The organism is Variovorax sp. P4_B11 (assembly GCF_056402355.1).
Window position 1 is genome coordinate 1 of record NZ_JBFUHO010000086.1, and the last position, 22,390, is coordinate 22,390.

Consider the following 22,390-nt stretch of genomic DNA (forward strand, 5'->3'; position numbering starts at 1 on the left):
GATCGCGGTCTTGTGCTCGACCGGCGTGCCGATGTGCTTGTCCAGGCAGTTGGCCGAGGCGTTGAGCTCGCCGTCCTCGAACCACTTGTAGAAAGGCGCATCCGACTCGTCGAGCGTGCGCGTGAAGGGCTTGCTCCACACCACGTTGGCCTTCGCCAGGCGGGCCCAGAAGCCGTCGAAGTCGTCCGCCGCCTCCTTGCAGAGGGCGTCGTAGGCCGCCATGCTGGGGATGCGCGCGCCTGCGCTGGCCCGCTCGTCCGGCGGAAAGACACGGTTTTCGACCAGGACGGATTCGATCGTCGATGCGCTGCTCATTCTTGTCTCCTTTAGCTGACGTGATGTTCCGGCGGTAATGTCGGGTTCCCCACTTACGGACGACTGACGGGACATGTTAGCGCCCGGAATGGCGTCGCGACGACGCGCGCCGCCCCCTAGAATCGCCCGTTTACAGTTGTTGGCAAGTTTCGCCGAAACCTTTCGATGTCAAACGACAACCCTCTCATTCCAACAACGGGCAAGGTCTCGCCGCTGCGTCCGCTCCCCAACCTGATCTTCGCCAGCCGCTGGCTGCAACTGCCGCTGTACCTGGGCCTGATCGTGGCCCAGGCCGTGTACGTGGTGCATTTCCTGGTCGAACTGACCCACCTGGTCGAAGCCGGCTTCGGCAGCGAGGATGCGCTGCAGGCCCTGGTGACGAGCATCGGCTACAAGACCTCGGCGCCGGTTGCCTCGCTCAACGAGACGGTGATCATGCTGGTCGTGCTGGCGCTGATCGACGTCGTGATGATCTCCAACCTGCTGATCATGGTGATCGTCGGTGGCTACGAGACCTTCGTGAGCCGCATGAACCTCGAGGGCCACCGCGACCAGCCCGAATGGCTGAGCCATGTGAACGCCTCGGTGCTGAAGGTCAAGCTGGCCACCGCCATCATCGGCATCAGCTCGATCCACCTGCTCAAGACCTTCATCAACGCGGACAACTACTCCGACCGCGTGCTGATCGCCCAGACCGCGATCCACATCACCTTCCTGTTCTCGGCGATGGCCATCGCCTACACGGACAAGCTGATGTCGCGGTCGCCGGACGACGCGCACTGAAGCGCGCCGTCGCCCGGGGCTAGCGCCCCGTCATGTTCTCGGGCACCACCCACTGGTCGAACTGCTCGGCCGTGAGGTGCCCCGAGGCGATCGCCGCCTCGCGCAGGCTGCTGCCTTCCTTGTGCGCCTTCTTGGCGATGAAGGCGGCCTTGTCGTAGCCGATGTGGGTGTTGAGCGCGGTCACCAGCATCAGCGAGCGCTGGACCAGTTCGGTGATGCGCTCGCGGTTCGGCTCGATGCCGGCCGCGCAATGGTCGTTGAAGCTCACCATGCCGTCGGCCAGCAGCCGCACGCTCTGCAGGAAGTTGTGCGCCACCATCGGCCGGAACACGTTGAGCTCGAAGTTGCCCGAGGCACCGCCGATGTTGATCGCGACGTCGTTGCCGAACACCTGCGCCGCCAGCATCGTGACCGCCTCGCTCTGGGTCGGGTTGACCTTGCCGGGCATGATCGACGAGCCCGGCTCGTTCTCGGGAATGCTGAGTTCGCCGATGCCGCTGCGCGGGCCGCTGGCCAGCCAGCGCACGTCGTTGGCGATCTTCATCATGCTGGCCGCCAGCGTCTTGAGGGCGCCGTGCGCATGCACCAGCGCATCGACCGAGGCCATCGCCTCGAACTTGTTGGGCGCCGTGACGAAAGGCAGGCCGGTGAGCTTCGCGAGCTCGGCTGCCACCTGCTCGGCATAGCCCTTGGGTGCATTCAGGCCGGTCCCGACTGCCGTGCCGCCGAGCGCCAGTTCGCACAGATGCGGCAGGGCCGCGCGCACATGCGCCTCGCCGTGCGCGAGTTGCGCGACATAGCCCGAGAACTCCTGGCCCAGGGTGAGCGGCGTCGCGTCCTGCAGATGCGTACGCCCGATCTTCACGATGTCAGCGAAATCCTTCGATTTCCGATCCAGCGTGCCGCGCAGCTTGCCGATCGCGGGCAGCAGCTTGTGCGTGATGGCCTCGACCGCCGCTACGTGCATCGCGGTCGGAAAGACGTCGTTCGACGACTGGCTGCGATTGACATCGTCGTTCGGGTGCACCAGACGCCCTTCCCCGCGCTCGCCGCCGAGCAGTTCGCTGGCCCGATTGGCCAGCACTTCGTTGACGTTCATGTTGGTCTGGGTGCCCGAACCGGTCTGCCAGACCACCAGCGGAAACTCGTCAGGATGGCGGCCGGCGATCACCTCGTCCGCCGCAGCGACGATGGCCTCGGTCTTCTTCGGGTCCTGCAGGCCCAGCGCATGGTTCACCACCGCCGAGGCCCGCTTCACCTGCGCCAGGGCGCGGATGATTTCCCGCGGCTGCTGTTCGCCGGAGATGTCGAAGTTCTGCAGCGAGCGCTGCGTCTGCGCGCCCCACAGATTGTCGGCAGGCACCTCGATCGGGCCGAAAGTGTCGCGCTCGACACGGGACTTGGGGGATGTGGTCATGGCGTAGCTCGCTTTCAGGATGAAGGGCCGGCCGCTCGCCGGGCGCAATGTGGAGTATCGGCGCAAACAAGAATGGCTCGCATCGATGGGGAGGGTCGACTTGGCTCTCGTCATGTCGAAAAGTTATGAGCGGAGCGCTCAAGACCGTCAACAAGTCATGTCGATTGCCCTGCACGACGCGCGGATCACCGGAAAACGGTTCGAGAAACTGTTCGAGATCATGCAGCTGCCGATCTGGCGGCCGAGCAGGCGCGCAGGTTTTCGGCGGCTGAGATAATCGCGGCAGCGTCCCCCACTCACAAGAACCTCCCTCCCCACATGACCACCATTCAGCAAGCCGACCTGATCGAGTCGGTTTCCGCCGCGCTGCAATACATCAGCTACTACCACCCGGCCGACTACATCGCCCACCTGGCCCGCGCCTACGAGCGCGAGCAGAGCCCGGCAGCCAAGGACGCGATGGCGCAGATCCTGACCAACAGCAAGATGAGCGCCACCGGCCACCGGCCGATCTGCCAGGACACCGGCATCGTCAACGTGTTCCTGAAGGTCGGCATGGACGTGCGCTGGGACGGCTTCACGGGCAGCCTCGACGACGCCATCAACGAAGGCGTGCGCCGCGGCTACAACCACCCGGACAACACGCTGCGCGCCTCGGTCGTGGCCGACCCGCAGTTCGACCGCAAGAACACCAAGGACAACACGCCGGCCGTGATCTTCACCGAGATCGTGCCCGGCAACACCGTCGAGGTGACGGTCGCGGCCAAGGGCGGCGGCAGCGAGAACAAGAGCAAGCTCGCGATGCTCAACCCCGGCGACAGCATCGTCGACTGGGTGCTCAAGACCGTTCCGACCATGGGTGCCGGCTGGTGCCCGCCCGGCATGCTCGGGATCGGCATCGGCGGCACCGCCGAGAAGGCCGCGCTGATGGCCAAGCAAAGCCTGATGGACGACCTCGACATGCACGAGCTGCAGGCCAAGAAGGCCTCGGGTGCCGAGCTGACCAAGGTCGAGGCATTGCGCATCGAGCTGTACGAGAAGGTCAATGCGCTCGGCATCGGCGCGCAAGGCCTGGGCGGCCTCGCGACCGTGCTCGACGTCAAGATCCAGATGTACCCGACGCACGCGGCCAGCAAACCGGTGGCGATGATCCCGAACTGCGCCGCCACCCGCCACGCGCACTTCGTGCTCGACGGCTCGGGCCCGGTCTACCTCGAGGCGCCCTCGCTCGACCTCTGGCCGAAGATCGACTGGCAGCCCGATTACAACAAGAGCAAGCGCGTCGACCTCGATCAGCTCACGCCAGCCGAAGTCGCCAGCTGGAAGCCTGGCGACACCCTGCTGCTCAACGGCAAGATGCTGACCGGCCGCGATGCCGCGCACAAGCGCATCGCCGACATGCTGGCCAAGGGCGAGAAGCTGCCGGTGGACTTCACCAACCGCGTCATCTATTACGTCGGCCCGGTCGACCCGGTCGGCAACGAAGCCGTCGGCCCCGCCGGCCCGACCACCGCCACCCGCATGGACGGCTTCACCGAGATGATGCTGGCCCAGACCGGCCTGATCGCGATGATCGGCAAGGCCGAGCGCGGCCCGGTCGCGATCGAGGCCATCAAGAAGCACCAGAGCGCCTACCTGATGGCGGTCGGCGGCGCCGCCTACCTCGTGAGCAAGGCGATCAAGACCGCCCGTGTGGTCGGCTTCGCGGACCTCGGCATGGAAGCCATCTACGAGTTCGACGTGGTCGACATGCCGGTGACGGTGGCGGTCGACGCCGGCGGCACCAGCGCCCACATCACGGGCCCGGCCGAATGGCGCAAGCGCATTGCCAGCGGCGAATTCAAGACCATCACGCTGGAAGCGGCTTGAGCCTGGCGCGCGTCGAAGGTCCCTCGCGCGCCGACGATCCGATCGGCGTGTTCGACAGCGGCGTCGGGGGCCTGAGCGTCCTCAACGCACTGCGCGAGACGCTGCCGCACGAGCGCTTCGTGTACTTCGCCGACACCGCGCACACGCCGTACGGCGAGCGGGGCGACGCCTTCGTCGCCGAACGCAGTGCCGCGGTCGCTCGAGAGCTGATCGACACCCATCGGATCAAGGCCCTGGTGGTGGCCTGCAACACCGCGACCGCCGCGGCGATCCACCGGCTGCGCGCCGACCATCCGACGCTGCCGGTGGTCGGTGTCGAGCCGGCGCTGAAGCCCGCGGTGGCGCTGAGCCGCACCGGGCACATCGCGGTGCTGGCGACCCGCGTGACGGTGGAGAGCCGCAAGTTCCAGGCGCTGCTGGCATCGCTGACCGGCCAGGCGGCTTTCAGCATCGTGGCCTGCGACGGCCTGGCAGGCGCCATCGAGCGCTCCGACGACGCCCGGATCGCGGCACTCTGCGAGCGCTACCTGGCGGCCGCCGGGCGCTTCGGCAGCGCTGACGGGGACATCGACACGCTGGTGCTGGGCTGCACCCACTACCCCTTCATCGCCGACGAACTGCAGCGCCATACCGGCGACGCGGTGCGCTTCATCGACACCGGCGCCCCCGTGGCGCAGCAGGCGCGGCGGCTGCTCGAGCAGGCCGGCGCACTGCGCGCCGACGGCGACGGCGAACTGCGCCTGCTGAGCAGCGGCGCCCGCGAAGCCCTGGACGCCGCGGCCGCTCGCTGGCTCACGGCCACCGACTGATGCGCCGCCTGTGCCGCGCCCTGTGCTTCGGCTGGCTGCTGGCCGGCTTCGGCGTCGCCGCCCACGCAGCCTGCGACACCGGGCTCGCCGAGCGCATGCATTCCAAGCTGCACCCGAAGCGCAGCCTCGACCACGAGCGCGCCGTGTGCGAACCATGGCGCGGCGTGCCGGGCCGCTTCATCGTCGTGCTGCCGTTGCCGCGCCCCTCGACGGAACCGGGCACCGTCCAGTTCGATCTCGACGTGCTGGTGGTGCAGCAGGCCGACAACGGCAATACCGACCGCGCCAAGGTCGTCAGCCGGCTGTTCGAGGAAGACGTGCTGACCGAAGACGCGGTGCGCATCGCCGAGATCCGGGTCGACGGCGCCCGCTATGCGCTGGCACCGGACGCGCGCGCCTTCGGCCTGCGCATCCTGCGCCAGGGCTCCTCGCGGGCCACCCCCTATGCCAACGAGAGCCTGACGCTCTATGTGCCCCAGGGCCCGAAGCTCGCGAAAGTGCTCGATGGGCTGGAGCTCGCGCTCGAGCAGGGCGAATGGGACAGCAACTGCACCGGCAGCTTCGAGACCGTGCGCGGCAGCCTCTCGGTGGCGCGCGGCGGTGCCGGCGGCTATGCCGACCTGATCCTGCACCAGGCCCGCTCCGAAAGCCGGTCGAGCCCGGCGGGCGACGAATGCGCGACGCACGAGCAACGGCAGACCTTCAAGTCGCGGCTGCTGCGCTTCGACGGCACGCGCTACCGCATGGTCAAGACCGCCGCGCCGCCGACCTGAGAATCCTCGCGCAGCCCGTCGCCTCGATTCAGGCCCGCAGCGCCGCGTCCCGCCCGCGCCGCATGTCGATCGGCAGCAGCAGCAGGAGCCCGCCCACGAACAGCAGCGCGGTCGCGAGGATCGCGACCCGCTGGTTGCCGCCGGTGGCCCAGGTGATCGCACCATAGCTCAGCGGACCGACGATGCTGGCCAGCCGGGTGGCGAAGGTCCAGAGGCCGAAGAATTCGGCCAGCTGGCGCGGCGGCGCCAGGATGCCGGTCATGGCGCGGCCGGCCGACTGGCTGGACCCCATCGACAGCCCGGCGATGGCGGCGGCCCACCAGAATCCACCCTTGGTGTTGACCGAGGCCGCGATCAGGCAGACCGCGATCCAGGCCACCAGCGTCCCGGCGAGCGAGCGGCGGTGGCCGATCCGGTCCTGCAGGTAGCCGAAGCCGAAGGCACCCAGCGCCGCCGCGATGTTGAGCACGAAGATCAGCACCATCGTCTCGCTCGGCACGAAGCCGATCACCTGCTCGGCGTAAATCGCCGCCAGGGTGATCGCCACCGCCACGCCGCCCTGGTAGCAGACGGTGCAGGCCAGCAGCCACATGAAGTCGCGGTAGGCGCGGGCCTCGCGGAAAGTGTCGCGCAGCTGCTGCCAGGCGCTCTGCCCCGGCCCGCGCTGCTGCGGCAATGCGCGCTCGGGCAGCAGGACGAAGGTGGCGCAGGCCGCCGTGCCATAGAGTGCGGCCGTGATCAGCATCGTGACCGGCACGAAGTGCGCCGCCGGCAAGCCGCGGGCCTGGGACCACAGCACATAGGCCAGGCACAGGCCCAGCGCCAGCATGCCGCCGAGATAGCCGAAGCCCCAGCCCCAGCCGCTGACCTTGCCCATGCCGTCGGCCGTGGCGAGTTCCGGCAGGAAGGCGCCGGTGAGCGACTCGCCGTAGGAATAGAAGGTGTTCGAGAGGATGACCAGCGCCATCGCGAGCGCCACCGCGTAGGGGCCGCCGAAGCCCGGCGTCAGGGCCAGCGCCGCGGTCCCGGCCACGCAGGCCACCGTCACGATCAGCAGCACCCGCTTCTTGGCCGCATGCAGGTCGGCCCAGGCGCCGATCGCGGGCATCGTCAGCATCACGATCGCGTAGGAGATGCTGAGCGCCGCGGTCCAGGCGAAGGCGCCCCAGGGCGCCCCCTTGGCGATGCCGCCGACGAAGTAGGCGGCGAACACTGCGGTGATGACCACCGTGGTGTAGCCCGAATTGGCGAAGTCGTACATCGCCCATCCGAACACCTCGCGCTTGCGCACGCCGGGTTGGAGGGCGGACTGGGGAAACAGGGCCAAGCGAAGACTCCGCGAGTGGATGGTCGCCGAGCATAGCGGAGCGGCGTGACCGCTCCACGTCCGCTGCAAGTCCGGCCCTGCCGGGATCCGCTAGTGCAGGTGGCGCGGACGGCGGCCGCCGCCATGGCCGCCGCTGCCGGCACCGCCGGTGCCGCCGGTGCCGCCGCGCGGGCGCTTGCCGATCTCGAGCGAGTTCACCAGCGCGTCGAAGCGGTCGCCGAAGAGCTTGTCGATCTCGGCCACCACGCCGCCGAGTTCGGCGCCGTCGAAGTGGCGCTCCATCAGGTTCACCACGTCTTCCACCAGCAGGTCGCGCTGCACCTGCATGATGGCGGCCGGGTTCGGGCCGACGAAGAGCATCAGGAAATCGTCGCGCGACTCCTCGTCGGGGTCGCCCTCTTCCTCGTCGAAGTCGGTGTCGTAGAAAGTGACCTCGAGCGCCGCGCCCTGCTCGGACAGCTCGTTGAGCGCCATGCACATCTCGTCGAGCGCCTGGCGGAAGTCCTCGTCGCCGGCCACGGTCCAGCAGATCTGGAGCATGTGCTCCTTCTGCTCGAAGCGGATGCCGGGCTCTTCTTCGTAGACGCTGGTGGCGCCGTCGGCCAGCGACTTGGCGCCGGCGTATTTCCAGAGCGGTGCGAGCGCTTCCTGGATCTGCTCGAAGCTCACGTCGGAACGCAGCGGCACGTCGCCGTGCACATGGATTTCGAACGGAGCGTTATAGCGAGGCATGTCTTGCTCCCTTGTAGTGTGGTGGTGCCCGGAACCGGGGTCGAACCGGTATGCCCCTTATGCAGGAAGCGGCGGATTTTAAGTCCGATGTGTCTACCAATTTCACCATCCGGGCTTCCGGTCGGACATCGACGATACCGCAAACGAAAGCAGCCCCGGCAACGTGGGTTGGCGGGGCTGCGTTTCCGGTACCGATGTCGGTGGAGGCGCGACCCGGAGTCGAACCGGGCTAGACGGATTTGCAATCCGTTGCATAACCGCTTTGCTATCGCGCCAGCAATTCTTGTACTGCGAAAAAAAGGGAAGCCACAAGCTTCCCTTTTTCAAAACTGGAGCGGGAAAAGAGTCTCGAACTCTCGACCTCAACCTTGGCAAGGTTGCGCTCTACCAACTGAGCTATTCCCGCGTTTCGAGCCTCGAATTATATAGCAATTTTTCGAGGCCTCGCAACACTCGAAGCTCAATGCTTCACCGATCCTTCGACCGGCGTCGCCGCGCGCTGCTTGGCGAGCTCGGCCACCGCCGCCGCAGAGGCCGCGACCTCTTCGTCGGACAGCGGCGTCGGCATCTTCTCGAGCGCGATCTCGAGCACCTTGTCGATCCATTTGACGGGCACGATCTCGAGGCCGTTCTTGACGTTCTCGGGAATGTCCTGCAGGTCCTTGGCGTTCTCCTCGGGGATCAGCACGGTCTTGATGCCGCCGCGCAGGGCGGCCAGCAACTTCTCCTTCAGGCCGCCGATCGCCGTGACCTCGCCGCGCAGCGTGATCTCGCCGGTCATCGCGACGTCGCCGCGCACCGGGATGCCGGTCAGCGCCGACACGAAGGCGGTGGTCATCGCGGCGCCCGCGCTCGGGCCGTCCTTGGGCGTCGCGCCATCGGGCACGTGGATATGGATGTCGCGCTTCTCGAACACCTCATCCTTGATGCCGAGCCGGCGGGCGCGGCTGCGCACCACGGTGCGGGCCGCCTCGACCGATTCCTTCATGACGTCGCCGAGCGAGCCGGTGCGGCTGATCACGCCCTTGCCGGGCATCGTCACGGCCTCGATCGTCAGCAGGTCGCCGCCGACCTCGGTCCAGGCGAGGCCGACCACCTGGCCGACCTGGTTCTGCTTCTCGGCCAGGCCGAAGCTGTACTTGCGCACGCCCAGGAAGTCGTTCAGGTTGGCGCCGGTGACCAGCACCTTCGGCTCCATCTTCTTGAGCAGCAGGCCCTTGACCACCTTGCGGCAGATCTTCGAAAGCTCGCGCTCGAGCGAGCGCACGCCGGCCTCGCGGGTGTAGTAGCGCACGATGTCGCGCACCGCTTCCTCGTTGATCAGCAGCTCGTCTTCCTTCACGCCGTTGTTCTTCATCTGCTTGGGCAGCAGGTACTTCAGCGCGATGTGGGTCTTCTCATCCTCGGTGTAGCCCGCCAGGCGGATCACTTCCATCCGGTCCAGCAGCGCCGGCGGGATGTTCATCGAGTTCGAGGTGGCGACGAACATCACATCGGAGAGGTCGAAGTCGACCTCGACGTAGTGGTCGCCGAAGGTGTGGTTCTGTTCCGGGTCGAGCACTTCCAGCAGCGCACTTGACGGATCGCCGCGGAAGTCGGTGCCGAGCTTGTCGATCTCGTCGAGCAGGAACAGCGGGTTGCGCGTGCCGACCTTGTTGAGGCTCTGCAGCACCTTGCCCGGCAATGCGCCGATGTAGGTGCGGCGATGGCCGCGGATCTCGGCCTCGTCGCGCATGCCGCCGAGCGCCATGCGCGTGTACTTGCGACCGGTCGCCTTGGCGATCGATTGCCCGAGCGAGGTCTTGCCGACGCCCGGCGGGCCGACCAGGCACAGGATCGGCGCCTTGACCTTGTCGACGCGCTGCTGCACCGCGAGATATTCCAGGATGCGGTCCTTGACCTTCTCGAGGCCGTAGTGGTCTTCGTTGAGGACCTCCTCGGCATGGGCGAGGTCGTGCTTGATCTTGGTCTTCTTGCTCCACGGCAGGCCGATCAGCACGTCGATGTAGTTGCGCACCACGGTCGCCTCGGCCGACATCGGCGACATCAGCTTGAGCTTCTTGAGCTCGCCCTCGGCCTTCTTGAGCGCTTCCTTGGGCATCTTGGCGAGCTTGATCTTCTTCTCGATCTCCTCGATGTCCGCGCCCTCCTCGCCTTCTCCGAGCTCCTTCTGGATCGCCTTGACCTGCTCGTTGAGGTAGAAGTCGCGCTGGTTCTTTTCCATCTGGCGCTTCACGCGGCCACGGATCTTCTTGTCGACGTTGAGGATGTCGACCTCGCGCTCGAGCTGGCCGAACAGGTTCTCGAGCCGCGCCTTGATGTCGTCGAGGTCGAGCACGGCCTGCTTGTTGTCGAGCTTGAGCGGCAAATGGGCGGCGATGGTGTCGGCCAGCCGGCCCGGATCGTCGATGCTCGAGATCGAGGTCAGGATCTCGGGCGGGATCTTCTTGTTGAGCTTCACGTACTGGTCGAACTGCTGCATCACGGCACGGCGCAGCGCCTCGACCTCGGTGCCTTTCTGGACCGCGACCTCGATCGCCTCGACCGGCGTCACGTTGGCCGAGAAATGGGTCTCGCCGTCGTCGATGCGGTTCACGCGGGCGCGCTGCTGGCCTTCGACCAGCACCTTCACGGTGCCGTCGGGCAGCTTCAGCATCTGCAGGATGGTCGAGATGCAGCCGACCTCGAACATGTCCTCGACCGAGGGCTCGTCCTTGGCGGCGGCCTTCTGCGCCACCAGCATGATGCGGCGCTCGGCCTCCATCGCCAGCTCGAGCGCCTTGATGCTCTTGGGCCGGCCGACGAACAGCGGGATGACCATGTGGGGGAACACGACGACGTCGCGCAGCGGCAGCAGCGGCAGGTCGAGCTCGGTGGCAGGCAGGGGGGTATGACCGGACATGGGAATCCTTTAATTGATCATGGAAAGATGGTCGGCCGCGCGCACTTTTCAAGTGCGCGGGCACGGTCTTCGTCAAAGACGCCGGACGGCTCGCAGAGAACCGCAAGCGCCCGGGGGGGCATCAGGCCGGCGCCGGGCCGCCTGCGCGGCGAAGTCCGCGCTTCGCGCAGACGGGCGGCCTGCGGGCGCCCCCTCGGGGGGCAGCGCCTACACGCAGTGAGGAAGCGTGGGGGCCACATCAGGCCTTCTTGGCTGCCTCGCGATAGACCAGCAGCGGGGGCTTGTTCTCGTCGATCGTGGACTCTTCGACCACCACCTTGTCGACGTTGGTGGCGTTCGGCAGTTCGAACATGGTATCGATCAGCGACTGCTCGAGGATCGAGCGCAGGCCGCGGGCGCCGGTCTTGCGGGCCAGGGCCTTGCGGGCGATCGCCTTCAGCGCCGCGGGACGGATCTCGAGGTCGACGCCTTCCATCTGCAGCAGCTTGGTGAACTGCTTGACCACCGCGTTCTTGGGCTCGGTCAGGATCTGGACCAGCGCTTCCTCGCTGAGTTCGGCCAGCGAGGCCACCACCGGCATCCGGCCGACCAGCTCGGGAATCAGCCCGAACTTGATCAGGTCTTCGGGTTCGACCTCGCGGAACACCTCGGTGACGCTGCGCTGTTGCTTGCTCTTGACCGTGGCGCCGAAGCCGATGCCCGAGGCCTCGGTGCGGTTCTCGATCACCTTCTCGAGCCCGGCAAAGGCGCCGCCGCAGATGAACAGGATGTTGGTGGTGTCGATCTGCAGGAAATCCTGGTTCGGGTGCTTGCGCCCGCCCTGCGGCGGCACGCTGGCCATGGTGCCTTCGATCAGTTTCAGCAGCGCCTGCTGCACGCCCTCGCCCGAGACGTCGCGGGTGATCGAGGGGTTGTCCGACTTGCGCGAGATCTTGTCGATCTCGTCGATGTAGACGATGCCGCGCTGGGCCCGCTCGACCTCGTAATTGCAGCTCTGCAGCAGCTTCTGAATGATGTTCTCGACGTCTTCGCCGACATAGCCGGCCTCGGTCAGCGTGGTGGCGTCGGCCATCACGAAGGGCACGTCGAGCATCCGCGCCAGGGTCTGAGCCAGCAGCGTCTTGCCCGAACCGGTCGGGCCGATCAGGAGAATGTTGCTCTTGCTGAGCTCGACGTCGTCGCCCTTGGATTTCTCCTTGTGGCGCAAGCGCTTGTAGTGGTTGTAGACCGCTACCGCGAGCATCCGCTTGGCGGGCTCCTGGCCGATCACGTAGTTGTCGAGGTTGGCCTTGATCTCCAGCGGCGTCGGCAGGTCGTGGCGCGCCTCGCGCGCGTCGTCACCCGCGGGCAGCTCGTCGCGGATGATCTCGTTGCACAGGTCGATGCACTCGTCGCAGATGAAGACCGACGGACCGGCGATCAGCTTCTTGACCTCGTGCTGGCTCTTCCCGCAGAACGAGCAGTAAAGCGTTTTTTCGCTGGAGGAGCCTTTTTTCTCGGCCATGGGCAAATGCCTCGTAACAGGGGTTTAACAATGATAGCGAAGATAAAAGCCCACAAGCCCATCGCTGGCCTGAAGAAAAACGGCGTTTTCCCCGGAGGAAAACGCCGTTGTTGCTCGCGCGCCTCAGCGCCGGGCCTTTCAGCTGCGCTTGGAGATGACCTGGTCGATCAGGCCGTACTCCTTGGATTCGTCGGCCGTCAGGAAGTAGTCGCGCTCGGTATCGCGGGCGATCTTCTCGAACGACTGGCCGGTACGCTCGGCCAGGATGCGGTTCATCTGCTCGCGGGTCTTCAGGATGTCGCGGGCATGGATCTCGATGTCCGTGGCCTGGCCGCGGGCGCCGCCGAGCACCTGGTGGATCATGATCTTCGAATTGGGCAGCGAGAAACGCTTGCCCTTCTCGCCGGCCGCCAGCAGGAAGGCGCCCATGCTGGCCGCGAAGCCGATGCACAGGGTCGACACGGCCGGCTTGATGAACTGCATGGTGTCGTAGATCGCCATGCCGGCGCTGACGCTGCCGCCCGGGGAGTTGATGTAGAACGAAATGTCCTTGTCGGGGTTCTCGCTCTCGAGGAACAGCAGCTGCGCCACCACCAGGTTGGCGGTCTGGTCGTTGACTTCGCCGACCAGGAAGATCACGCGCTCCTTGAGCAGGCGCGAATAGATGTCGTAGGAACGCTCGCCGCGGCCCGATTGCTCGATGACCATCGGAACCATGCCGAGGCCTTGAATTTCCTGTGCGCTCATGTGTGCTCTCCAGAGGGGTTTTGTACAGTACCCAGACGAAATGGGGCTCGTGCCACAAAGCACAAGCCCCATGGCGCGGCAGCCTGCGGGATCAGCCCTGCTGGGCCATCAGCTCGTCGAAGGACACCGACTTGGCATTGACCTTGGCCTTGCCGAGCACGAAGTCCGTGACATTGTTCTCGATCACCACCGCTTCGACTTCCGCCAGGCGGCGGTTGTCGCTGAAATACCAGCGCACGACGTCGGCCGGCTTCTCGTAGCTGGCGGCGAGTTCGTCGATGTGGGCCTTGATCTGCTCCGGCTTGGCCTGCAGGTTGTTGGCACGCACCAGCTCGGCCACCACCAGGCCCAGGCGCACGCGGCGCTCGGCCTGGGGACGGAACACGTCGTCGGGGATCGGCGCCCTGTCGGCATCCTTGATGCCGCGCTGCTTCAGCTCGGCGCGGGCGCCTTCGATCATGCGGTCGACTTCGGCCTGCACACTGGACTTCGGCAGGTCGAGTTCGGCGTTGGCGATCAGGGCGTCCATCACGGCGTTCTTGTTGCGCGCCAGCAGGCGGAACTTGACCTCGCGCTCGAGGTTGCGCTTGATGTCGGCGCGCAGGCCTTCGACCGTGGCGTCGGCGATGCCGAGCGACTTGGCGAGCTGCTCGTTGACTTCGGGCAGGTGCGAGGCCTCGATCTTCTTCACGGTGACCATGAAGTCGGCCTGCTTGCCGGCCACGTCCTTGCCGTGGTAGTCGGCCGGGAACGACAGCGGGAAGGTGCGGCTGTCGCCGGACTTCAGGCCGCGCACGGCGTCTTCGAACTCCTTCAGCATCTGGCCTTCGCCGACGATGAACTGGAAGTCCTCGGCCTTGCCGCCCTGGAAGGTCTCGCCGTCGATCTTGCCTTCGAAATCGACCGTGACGCGGTCGTTGTCGGCCACGGCGGCGTCTTGTGCGCGCTGGGCAAAGGTGCGGCGCTGCTTGCGCAGGATGTCGAGGGTCTTGCCGATGGCTTCGTCACCCACTTCGGCGTCGATCTTCTCGACGTCGGCGCCCGACAGGTCGTTGATCTTGACCTCGGGGAAGACTTCGAAGACCGCATCGAAGGCCAGCTGGCCTTCGGGCGACTCTTCCTTCTCGGTGATGCGCGGCTGGCCGGCGACGCGCAGCTTGGCTTCGTTGGCGGCCTGCGAGAAGGCCTCGCCGACCTTGTCGTTCATGACCTCGTAGTGGACCGAGTAGCCGTAACGCTGGGCGACGACGTTCATCGGCACCTTGCCAGGACGGAATCCGTCCATCTTGACGGTGCGGGCCAGCTTCTTGAGGCGCGAATCGACCTCGGACTGGATGGTGCCGACCGGCAAGGTCAGCGTGATCTTGCGTTCGAGTTTCTCGAGGGTTTCAACGTTCACGGTCATTTCAGTCTTCCTTTTGAGGGGTCTTTTCTGCTGGTGCGCGGGGCCGGACTCGAACCGGCACGTTCTTGCGAACGTCAGGACCTAAACCTGGTGCGTCTACCAATTTCGCCACCCGCGCAATTCCAGTTTTCAGTTTTTTCAGGTGAGTACCGACGATGGCCAGGCGCCCTGGGCGCCCTGCTTTCGATAGTTCGGCAATTTGCGGCGGCAGGGCCTTCGCCCCACCCGCCTGAAATCGGTCAACCGCGTATTTTAAACGCTAACCGGAGCGATTCCTGACGGCGCCGGCGTCTCGCGCCCGACGCGGAAGCAAGCCGCGTACATCGCCGGCAGCGCCAGCAGCGTCAGCACGGTGGCGACGATCAGCCCGCCCATGATCGCCACCGCCATCGGGCCCCAGAAGACGCTGCGCGACAACGGGATCATCGCCAGCACCGCGGCGGCCGCGGTCAGCACGATCGGCCGGAGGCGCCGCACCGCCGATTCGACGATGGCGTCCCAGGCCGGCACGCCGGCGGCGCGGTCGCTCTCGATCTGGTCGATCAGGATCACCGCGTTGCGCTGGATCATGCCCATCAGCGCGATCACGCCGAGCAAGGCGACGAAGCCGAAGGGCCGGTTCAAGGCCAGCAGCGCGCCGGCCACGCCGACGATGCCGAGCGGCCCCGTGATGAAGACCAGCAGCGAGCGGCTGAAACTGTGCAGCTGCAGCATCAGCAGCGTGAACACCAGGAACAGCATGATCGGCACGCCGGCCACGATCGAGGCCGAGCCCTTGCTGCTCTCCTCCACGGCGCCCGCCACCTCGATCCGGTAGGCGCCGTCCCCGGCGGCCAGCCAGCGGGCCTCGAGCGCGCGCAGCTTCGGCAGCAGCTCGTTGGTCACGGTCGCGCCCTGCAGGCCTTCGACGATGTCGCCCTGCACCGTGATCGCATAGTCCCGGTTCCAGCGCCACATCACGCCCGGCTCCCAGCTGAACGTCGGCCTGGCGATCTGGGTCAGCGGAATCGAGCGGCCCGAATTGGTGGGCAGGTAGGCGTTGCCGATGTCCGAGATCGCCTCGCGCTCGTCCGGCGACTGGCGCAGCACGATGTCGATCAGCAGGTCGTTCTCGCGGTACTGGCCGACCGTGGTGCCGCTGAACATGGTGCGCGAGGCCTGGGCGATGGCCTGGCTGGTGACGCCGAGCGCGCGCGCCTTGTCCTGATCGACCTCGAGCCGGATCACCTTGACCGACTCGTTCCAGTTGTCGTTGACCCCGCGCATGTTGGGGTTCTCGCGCATCAGCGCCTTGACTTGGTCGGCGTGCACGCGCAGCTGGGCCGGGTCGGCGCCGACGACGCGGAACTGCACCGGGTAGGCCACCGGCGGCCCGTTGGGCAGCAGCTTGACGCGGCCGCGGGCCTCGGGAAACTCCTGCGCCAGCACGGCCGGCAGCAGAAGACGCAGCTTCTCGCGCACCTTGAGGTCCTTCGACAGCACGATCAGCTGGGCCACGTTGGTCTGCGGGAACACCTGGTCGAGCGGCAGGTAGAAGCGCGGCACGCCGGAGCCGATCCAGCTCGTGATGCTGGAGATGCCCCCCTCCTGCTGCAGCCGGGTCTCGACGCGCTTGACGACTTCCTCGTTGGCCGCGAAGGAGGTTCCCTCGGGGAACCACAGCTCGACCAGGATCTCGGGCCGGCTCGAATCGGGGAAGAACTGCTGCTGCACCTTGCCCATGCCGGCGATGCCGAGCGCGAACATCAGCACGGTCGCGCCGATGGTCAGCCAGCGGTGCTCGACGCACCAGTTCACCGACTTGCGGAAGGCGTTGTAGAAGGGGGTGTCGAAGAGCTCGTGCGGCGGCGCGTCCGGGTCGTGCGGCTTGACCTTGAGCAGCAGCGTGCCCAGGTAGGGCACGAAGTAGACCGAGACGAACCAGCTCAGCACCAGCGCGATCACGGTCACCGCGAAGATCGCGTAGGTGTATTCGCCGGTGACCGACTTGGCCAGACCGATCGGCAGGAAGCCGGCCGCGGTGATCAGGGTGCCGGTCAGCATCGGCTTGGCCGTGACGTCGTAGGCGAAGGTCGCGGCGCGCACCTTGTCGTAGCCCTCCTCCATCTTGCGCACCATCATCTCGACCGCGATGATCGCGTCGTCCACCAGCAGGCCGAGCGCGATGATCAGCGAGCCCAGCGATATCTTGTGCAGGCCGATGCCGAAGTAGTTCATCGCCAGGAAGGTCACGGCCAGCACCAGCGGGATCGTGATCGCCACCACCAGCCCGGGGCGGATGTCCACGTACCAGCCGAAGCGCCCGCCCTTGTGCAGCCCGAGCGCGACGAAGCTGACCGCCAGCACGATCGCCACCGCCTCGATCAGCACGCTGACGAATTCGTTGACCGAGCTGGCCACCGACACCGGCTGGTCCTGGACCTGCACCAGCTTGACGCCGAGCGGCAGCCGCTTGTCGATCTCGCCGGTGGCGGCGCGCAGCGCCTTGCCGAGCGCGATGATGTCGCCGCCCTTGGCCATCGAGACGCCGAGGGCGATCACCTCGCGGCCCTGGTGGCGCACCTTGATCGCCGGCGGATCGACGTAGCCGCGGCGGATCTCGGCGATGTCGCCGAGGCGCAGATGGTTGCCGGAGCTGCCGCGGATCGGCATCGCGCGCAACTGCTCGACGCTGGTGAACTGGCCGCCCACGCGAACCTGGACCACGTCCAGCGGCGCCTGGATCGTGCCGGCGCTCTCGACCGCGTTCTGCGAGCCGATCTGGGCCAGCACGGCGTTGAAGTCCAGCCCCAGCTGCGCGATGCGCTTCTGCGACACCTCGATGAAGATCTTCTCGTCCTGGACGCCGAACTCCTCGACCTTGGCCACGTCCTTGACGCGCAGCAGCCGTTGCCGCACATCGTCGGCGAAGGTCTTGAGCTCGGCGTAGCTGAAACCGTCGCTTTCCAGCGCGTAGATCACGCCGTAGACATCGCCGAAATCATCGTTGAAAAACGGGCCCTGGACGCCGGCCGGCAAGGTGGAGCGCATGTCGCTGATCTTCTTGCGCACCGTGTACCAGACGTTCGCGACCTCGCCGGGCTTCGATGAATCCTTGATCTCGAAGATGATCTGCGACTCGCCGGGCTTGGAGTAGCTGCGGATCTTGTCGGCGTACGGTGCCTCCTGCAAGGTGCGCTCGAGCTTGTCGGTCACCTGTTCAGCCACCTGTTGCGCCGTGGCACCGGGCCAGTAGGTGCGAACCACCATCGCCCGGAAGGTGAAGGGCGGGTCCTCATCCTGGCCGAGCTGGAAGTAGGACGCGAAGCCCAGCAGCATCAGCACCAGCATCAGGTAGCGCGTCAGGGCCGCGTGTTCGAGGGCCCATTTGGAGAGGTTGAAGCCGGCCTTGCCGGCCTCGGCGTTCTGCTGCGCGCTCATCGCGGCGTCCTCAGCGCAAAGCCACCGGCGCCACGGCGGCCGGCTGCGTTGCCGCCGCCGCAGCGGCCGCGGTCTTGTCGCGGTAGATCGACACCTTCTGTCCAGGCGACAGCACGTGCACGCCGGCCGCCACCACCAGCATCCCCGGCACCACACCCGAGGCGATGACGGCATCGTTGCCGTCGGCCGTGGCGACCTGCACCAGCTGCGAACGCACCGTCATGCTGTCCGGGTCCAGGACCCAGACCGCGGTACCGGCGCCTTCCTGGCGCAGGGCGCTGGTCGGCAGCTTGAGCACCGGCGTGCCGCTTTGCGACAGCGCCCTGGGCCGCGCGTAGACCGTGGCGCCGAGGGCCGGCGAAGTGGCGGCATCGATCGCCACCTTCACCGCATAGGTGCGCGTCACGGCGTCGGCGCTGGCGGCGACCTCGCGCACCTTGCCCTCGAATTCGCCGTTGGCGGCCCAGCCGCGCACCGTCACGGCCGAGCCCGGCTTGATCAGCGCCGCGCGGTCCTCGGGCACCGCGAAGACGACGTCGCGGGCGCCGTCCTGGGCGATGCGCACGACCGGCGCCCCCGCCGCGACCACCTGCCCCGGCTCGGCCTCGATCGCGGTCACGATGCCCGGCACGTCGGCCACCAGCGTGGTGTAGCTGGTCTGGTTGCCCTGCGCGGAGAGTTGCGCCTGCGCCTGCTCGAGCTGCGCCTGGGCGGCCTTGTAGGTGCTTTCGCGGCGCTCGAGGTCGGCGCCGCTGATGAAGTTCTGCTGCCGCAGTTCTCGGTAGCGCTTCAGGTCCGCCAGGGCCAGGTCGCGGTTGGTCAGCGCCGCCGCATGCTGCGCCCGCGCCCCTTCGGCGGCGAGCCGGAAATCCTGCGGGTCGAGCTGAGCCAGCACCTGGCCGGCCTGCACGTGCTGGCCGAGTTCGGCCTGACGACGCGCGATCTTGCCGGCCACCCGAAAGCCGAGCCGCGAGTCGACCCGGGCCTTCACCTCGGCCGAGAACTCGGGCTCGGTGCCATAGGTGCTGGCGCCGACCTGGACCACCTTGACCGCCCGCAAGGGCTCTTCGGCCGCCGGCGGCCGCGAACAGCCGGCCAGCAGCAACGCCGTCAGCACGAGCCCGGCGTGACCAGAAAAGGAAATGAAGGACGACGCGGTCATGGAGCACCCTTGAAGGAAAACGGGGTCATTAATGACCAGCCGGTTAGTAATTTAGGGTAAACGCGAATCGGTGTCAAACAAAAAGTTCCCCGCCCGACTGTCGGGCCGCCCCAAGGCGGCCTGCGGCCCCCTCGGGGGGCAGCGACCCACACGCMGTGGGRGAGCGTGGGGGCTCAGGCCGGCGCCGGGCCGCCCCAAGGCGGCCTGCGGCCCCCTCGGGGGGCAGCGACCACACGCAGTGGGAGAGCGTGGGGGCCAGGCCGGCGCCGGGCCGCCCCAAGGCGGCCTGCGGCCCCCTCGGGGGGCAGCGACCACACGAAGTGAGGGAGCGTGGGGGTAATCTACGCCCGCTGCCCCATCTCCACGAGCCGGTTGTCCGGCAGCTCGAAGTAGTCGGAGGCTCGGCCCGCGTTGCGCTGCAGCCAGCTGAACAGCGCCCTGCGCAGCGGGTTCATGCCCGGCAGGTGCTCGTGCACGACGGTGGCCCGCGACACGAAATAGGAGGTTGTCATCGAATCGCAGGCCAGGCCCTTCTGGTAGGCGAGGATGCGGATGAACTCCGGCACGTCGGGCCGCTCCATGTAGCCGTGGCGCGCGGTGACCACCCAGACCCCGCTGCCGAGCGCCTCGGCCTCGATCCGTTCGCGGGCGTCGACCCGCGGCGTGTTGCAGGGCAGCACCCTGAGCACGATCGCCTGTTCGTGCAGCACCTGGTTGTGCTTGAGGTTGTGCAACAAGGCATGCGGCACCGAGTCGGCATCGGGATTGAGGAACACGGCCGTCCCGCGGACCCGGTGCGGCATGTGGGCCTCGAGCGAACGGACGAAAGGCTGCAGCGGCAGGCGCTGGGCCTCCGCCGCCGCCAGCCCGAGCCGCCGGCCCTTGCCCCAGGTCGTGAACACCAGCATCACGCCTGCAGCCACCGCCAGCGTGAGCCAGCCGCCCTGCGCGACCTTCAGGCTGTTGGCGAACACGAAAGTGAGGTCGACCGCAGCGAACAGCAGCGCCCCGACGAGCACAGCGACCCGGTTCCAGCGCCACAGGCGCCAGGCGACCACGCCGGTCAGCAGCGTGGTGGTGACCATCGTGATCGAGACCGCGATCCCGTAGGCCGCCGACAAGGCACTCGAGCTGCGAAAACCGAGCACCAGCAGCAGCACGCCGACCATCAACAGCCAGTTGACGGTCGGGACGTAGATCTGGCCGATGGTCTCGCCGGAGGTCTGGACGATCCGCATGCGCGGCAGGTAGCCCATGCGCATGGCCTGCGCCGTGATCGAGAAGGCGCCCGAGATCACGGCCTGCGAGGCGATCACGGTCGCCATGGCGGCCAGCACCACCATCGGCAACACGGCCCAGGAGGGTAGAAGACGAAAGAACGGATTGTCGATGGCGGCCGGGTTCGCGAGCACCAGCGCCCCCTGGCCGAAATAGTTCATGACCAGCGCGGGCAAGGCGATGAAGAGCCAGGCCAGCCGGATCGGCCGGGCGCCGAAATGCCCCATGTCGGCATACAGCGCCTCGCCCCCCGTGAAGGCCAGGAACACGGCGCCCAGCACCGCCAGCGACTGGGCGCGGTGCTGCACCACGAAGCCGACCGCATGGCTCGGGTCGAGCGCCGCCAGCACCTGAGGCTGCTGCAGCACCTGCCACAGCCCCATCAGAGCGATCAGCAGGAACCACAGCAGCATCACCGGCCCGAAGATCATGCCGACCGCCCCGGTCCCCTTGCGCTGCACCGCGAAGAAGGCGACCAGGATCGCGACGGTGATCGGAATCACGAAGGGCTGCAAGCCCGGCGCCTCGACCTCCAGGCCTTCGACGGCCGACAGGACCGAGATGGCGGGCGTGATCAGGCTGTCGCCATAGAAGGTGGCCGCACCCACCAGCCCCAGCAGGCCGATGGCCTGCACGAGCCAGGGCCGGGCCGCCGGCGGGCCGGCCACCGCGTTGCCGGCCAGCGCCTGCAAGGCGAGGATGCCCCCTTCGCCGTCATGATCGGCGCGCAGCACGAACACCACGTACTTCAGCGTCACGACGAACATCAGGCCCCAGAAGATCAGCGACAGCAGCCCGAGCACCGCGTCGGGCGTGAAGGGCACGCCGTGCTCCGGGTTCAGGGTCTCCTTGAAGGCATAGAGCGGCGAAGTGCCGATGTCGCCGAAGACCACGCCGAGCGCCGCGACCATCACGAACGGCAGGAACGGCCGGGGCGGCCGGGGCGGCGAAGACGCGGAGGGATTCATGGTCTGCTTGGTTGTATGCATGGTCGATGCCCTTCGGCGCCGCCATCGTAGCGTGCAGGACAATCGGCGGCGTGGCATCTTCATCCCCTCCCTTGCTCGCAGCCGCGCCGACGCACTACGAGAACTTTCCCGTCGCCTCCTGGCTCTGCCCTTCCCGGCTGCGGCCGCCCATCGCCGCCATCTACGCCTTCGCGCGCACCGCGGACGACCTCGCCGACGAGGGCGATGCCGCTGCGCCCGAGCGGCTGGAGGCCCTGCGCGCCTTCCGAGCCGATCTCGCGGCCATCGCGCGCGGCGCCGCGCCTTCGCCGCGCTGGCCGGAGGTGTTCGGTCCGCTGGCCGCGGCGATGCGCGGCTTCGCGCTGCCCGAGAGCCTGCTGGCCGACCTGCTGTCGGCCTTCGTGCAGGACATCGAAAAGACCCGTGACCGCGCCGGCTACGCCGATCGGGCCGAACTGCTGGACTATTGCCGCCGTTCCGCCAACCCGGTCGGGCGGCTGCTGCTGCACCTGTACGGCGTCACCGATGCCCGCTCGCTGGCGCAGAGCGACGCCATCTGCAGCGCGCTGCAACTGATCAATTTCTGGCAGGACCTGAGCGTCGACCTGCCGCGCGGCCGCCGCTACCTGCCCCGCGAAGACTGCCACGCCCACGGGCTCGTGGACGGCGACTTCGAGCGCTTCGCGCCGCTGGCGGCCACCGCACCGCCGTCCGCCGCAATCGCGCTGATGGCGAGCGAAGTCGCCTGGGCACGGGTGCTGATGCAGGAAGGCGCCCCGCTCGTGCATCGCCTGCCCGGCCGCGCCGGCTGGGAACTGCGTTTCGTGGTCCAGGGCGGCAGCCGCATCGTCGACAAGATCGAGGCCCAGGGCTTCGACAGCTTTTCCCGCCGCCCGACCCTCGGGCGCGGCGACGCGCCGCTGCTCGCCTGGCGAGCCTTGAGGATGCGGAGACAATCAGCCGCATGAAGAGGCCCGCA

At 67.3% G+C, this 22,390-nt stretch carries 17 protein-coding genes and 4 tRNA genes; 6 read left to right on the top strand and 15 right to left on the bottom strand.

All coding sequences use genetic code 11. The annotated features are described in order from the left end of the window. The coding region (locus AC1DYD_RS37475; protein ID WP_478177808.1) for an acetyl-coenzyme A synthetase N-terminal domain-containing protein at positions 1-315 on the bottom strand (315 nt) is incomplete at its 3' end. Between the two features lie 165 nt (positions 316-480). Here AC1DYD_RS37475 and AC1DYD_RS37480 point away from each other — a divergent pair. Then, positions 481-1,098 carry a YqhA family protein gene (locus AC1DYD_RS37480; protein WP_478177809.1) on the top strand — a complete coding sequence of 206 codons (618 nt, stop codon included), beginning with the start codon at positions 481-483 and terminating at the stop codon, positions 1,096-1,098. 19 nt (positions 1,099-1,117) lie between these two features. Here the strand turns inward: AC1DYD_RS37480 and fumC are convergent, their stop codons facing one another. Next, the gene (gene fumC / locus AC1DYD_RS37485) at positions 1,118-2,515 is read right to left on the bottom strand and encodes a class II fumarate hydratase (RefSeq protein WP_478177810.1); all 1,398 of its coding nucleotides are present in this window, start codon (positions 2,513-2,515) and stop codon (positions 1,118-1,120) included. A gap of 19 nt (positions 2,516-2,534) precedes the next feature. On the opposite strand from fumC, the gene AC1DYD_RS37490 reads away from it, so the two are divergent. From AC1DYD_RS37490 to AC1DYD_RS37505, 4 genes are read left to right on the top strand one after another with little or no spacing between them, the layout of a single operon-like run. Further along, positions 2,535-2,792: a hypothetical protein gene (locus AC1DYD_RS37490; protein ID WP_478177811.1), complete on the top strand. Its 258-nt coding sequence runs from the start codon at positions 2,535-2,537 to the stop codon at positions 2,790-2,792. 41 nt (positions 2,793-2,833) lie between these two features. Continuing rightward, positions 2,834-4,384: a fumarate hydratase gene (locus tag AC1DYD_RS37495; RefSeq protein WP_478177812.1), complete on the top strand. Its 1,551-nt coding sequence runs from the start codon at positions 2,834-2,836 to the stop codon at positions 4,382-4,384. Continuing rightward, positions 4,381-5,193: a glutamate racemase gene (gene murI / locus AC1DYD_RS37500; RefSeq protein WP_478177813.1), complete on the top strand. Its 813-nt coding sequence runs from the start codon at positions 4,381-4,383 to the stop codon at positions 5,191-5,193. Before AC1DYD_RS37495 ends, murI begins: the two co-directional genes overlap by 4 nt. After that, complete coding sequence (locus AC1DYD_RS37505; protein ID WP_478177814.1) at positions 5,193-5,966, top strand: PA3715 family protein; 774 nt, start codon at positions 5,193-5,195, stop codon at positions 5,964-5,966. Before murI ends, AC1DYD_RS37505 begins: the two co-directional genes overlap by 1 nt. 28 nt (positions 5,967-5,994) lie before the next feature. Here the strand turns inward: AC1DYD_RS37505 and AC1DYD_RS37510 are convergent, their stop codons facing one another. The 13 genes from AC1DYD_RS37510 to AC1DYD_RS37570 all read right to left on the bottom strand — a co-directional run bounded on the left by AC1DYD_RS37510 (position 5,995) and on the right by AC1DYD_RS37570 (position 21,411). Beyond that, on the bottom strand, positions 5,995-7,293 hold the full coding sequence (locus AC1DYD_RS37510; protein ID WP_478177815.1) for an MFS transporter: 1,299 nt from the start codon (positions 7,291-7,293) through the stop codon (positions 5,995-5,997). Positions 7,294-7,383: 90 nt separating this feature from the next. Next, a complete protein-coding gene (locus tag AC1DYD_RS37515; protein WP_478177816.1) occupies positions 7,384-8,025 on the bottom strand; it encodes a DUF6806 family protein in 642 nt (213 codons plus the stop codon). A gap of 22 nt (positions 8,026-8,047) precedes the next feature. Then, a tRNA-Leu gene (locus AC1DYD_RS37520) sits at positions 8,048-8,140 on the bottom strand. An 86-nt stretch (positions 8,141-8,226) separates the two neighbouring features. Next, a tRNA-Cys gene (locus tag AC1DYD_RS37525) sits at positions 8,227-8,300 on the bottom strand. 55 nt (positions 8,301-8,355) lie between these two features. Continuing rightward, positions 8,356-8,431, bottom strand: a tRNA-Gly gene (locus AC1DYD_RS37530). A gap of 54 nt (positions 8,432-8,485) precedes the next feature. After that, positions 8,486-10,927 carry an endopeptidase La gene (gene lon, locus AC1DYD_RS37535; protein ID WP_478177817.1) on the bottom strand — a complete coding sequence of 814 codons (2,442 nt, stop codon included), beginning with the start codon at positions 10,925-10,927 and terminating at the stop codon, positions 8,486-8,488. Positions 10,928-11,165: 238 nt separating this feature from the next. Further along, positions 11,166-12,431 carry an ATP-dependent Clp protease ATP-binding subunit ClpX gene (gene clpX / locus AC1DYD_RS37540; RefSeq protein WP_478177818.1) on the bottom strand — a complete coding sequence of 422 codons (1,266 nt, stop codon included), beginning with the start codon at positions 12,429-12,431 and terminating at the stop codon, positions 11,166-11,168. A gap of 138 nt (positions 12,432-12,569) precedes the next feature. Then, positions 12,570-13,178 carry an ATP-dependent Clp endopeptidase proteolytic subunit ClpP gene (clpP, locus tag AC1DYD_RS37545; RefSeq protein WP_093159368.1) on the bottom strand — a complete coding sequence of 203 codons (609 nt, stop codon included), beginning with the start codon at positions 13,176-13,178 and terminating at the stop codon, positions 12,570-12,572. 91 nt (positions 13,179-13,269) lie between these two features. Further along, positions 13,270-14,583, bottom strand: coding sequence for a trigger factor (gene tig / locus AC1DYD_RS37550; protein WP_478177819.1), 1,314 nt, complete (start codon positions 14,581-14,583; stop codon positions 13,270-13,272). Positions 14,584-14,614: 31 nt separating this feature from the next. Further along, positions 14,615-14,701: transfer RNA gene (locus AC1DYD_RS37555), tRNA-Leu, on the bottom strand. 134 nt (positions 14,702-14,835) lie between these two features. Beyond that, a complete protein-coding gene (locus AC1DYD_RS37560) occupies positions 14,836-18,003 on the bottom strand; it encodes an efflux RND transporter permease subunit (protein WP_478177820.1) in 3,168 nt (1,055 codons plus the stop codon). Between the two features lie 10 nt (positions 18,004-18,013). Beyond that, a complete protein-coding gene (locus AC1DYD_RS37565; RefSeq protein ID WP_478177821.1) occupies positions 18,014-19,165 on the bottom strand; it encodes an efflux RND transporter periplasmic adaptor subunit in 1,152 nt (383 codons plus the stop codon). Positions 19,166-19,506: 341 nt separating this feature from the next. After that, a complete protein-coding gene (locus tag AC1DYD_RS37570) occupies positions 19,507-21,411 on the bottom strand; it encodes a potassium transporter Kup (RefSeq protein WP_478177828.1) in 1,905 nt (634 codons plus the stop codon). Positions 21,412-21,437: 26 nt separating this feature from the next. Between AC1DYD_RS37570 and hpnC the strand changes: the two genes are divergently transcribed. Next, entirely contained in the window at positions 21,438-22,379 is a 942-nt protein-coding gene (gene hpnC / locus AC1DYD_RS37575; protein ID WP_478177822.1) for a squalene synthase HpnC, read from the top strand. Positions 22,380-22,390 lie beyond the last annotated feature (11 nt).

Coding starts and splice junctions, on each gene's coding strand:
- AC1DYD_RS37480 (WP_478177809.1), top strand. CDS start 481: ATGTCAAACGACAACCCTCTCATTCCAACAACGGGCAAGGTCTCGCCG.
- fumC (WP_478177810.1), bottom strand. CDS start 2,515: ATGACCACATCCCCCAAGTCCCGTGTCGAGCGCGACACTTTCGGCCCG.
- AC1DYD_RS37490 (WP_478177811.1), top strand. CDS start 2,535: ATGAAGGGCCGGCCGCTCGCCGGGCGCAATGTGGAGTATCGGCGCAAA.
- AC1DYD_RS37495 (WP_478177812.1), top strand. CDS start 2,834: ATGACCACCATTCAGCAAGCCGACCTGATCGAGTCGGTTTCCGCCGCG.
- AC1DYD_RS37505 (WP_478177814.1), top strand. CDS start 5,193: ATGCGCCGCCTGTGCCGCGCCCTGTGCTTCGGCTGGCTGCTGGCCGGC.
- AC1DYD_RS37515 (WP_478177816.1), bottom strand. CDS start 8,025: ATGCCTCGCTATAACGCTCCGTTCGAAATCCATGTGCACGGCGACGTG.
- lon (WP_478177817.1), bottom strand. CDS start 10,927: ATGTCCGGTCATACCCCCCTGCCTGCCACCGAGCTCGACCTGCCGCTG.
- clpX (WP_478177818.1), bottom strand. CDS start 12,431: ATGGCCGAGAAAAAAGGCTCCTCCAGCGAAAAAACGCTTTACTGCTCG.
- clpP (WP_093159368.1), bottom strand. CDS start 13,178: ATGAGCGCACAGGAAATTCAAGGCCTCGGCATGGTTCCGATGGTCATC.
- tig (WP_478177819.1), bottom strand. CDS start 14,583: ATGACCGTGAACGTTGAAACCCTCGAGAAACTCGAACGCAAGATCACG.
- AC1DYD_RS37560 (WP_478177820.1), bottom strand. CDS start 18,003: ATGAGCGCGCAGCAGAACGCCGAGGCCGGCAAGGCCGGCTTCAACCTC.
- AC1DYD_RS37565 (WP_478177821.1), bottom strand. CDS start 19,165: ATGACCGCGTCGTCCTTCATTTCCTTTTCTGGTCACGCCGGGCTCGTG.
- AC1DYD_RS37570 (WP_478177828.1), bottom strand. CDS start 21,411: ATGAATCCCTCCGCGTCTTCGCCGCCCCGGCCGCCCCGGCCGTTCCTG.
- hpnC (WP_478177822.1), top strand. CDS start 21,438: ATGCCCTTCGGCGCCGCCATCGTAGCGTGCAGGACAATCGGCGGCGTG.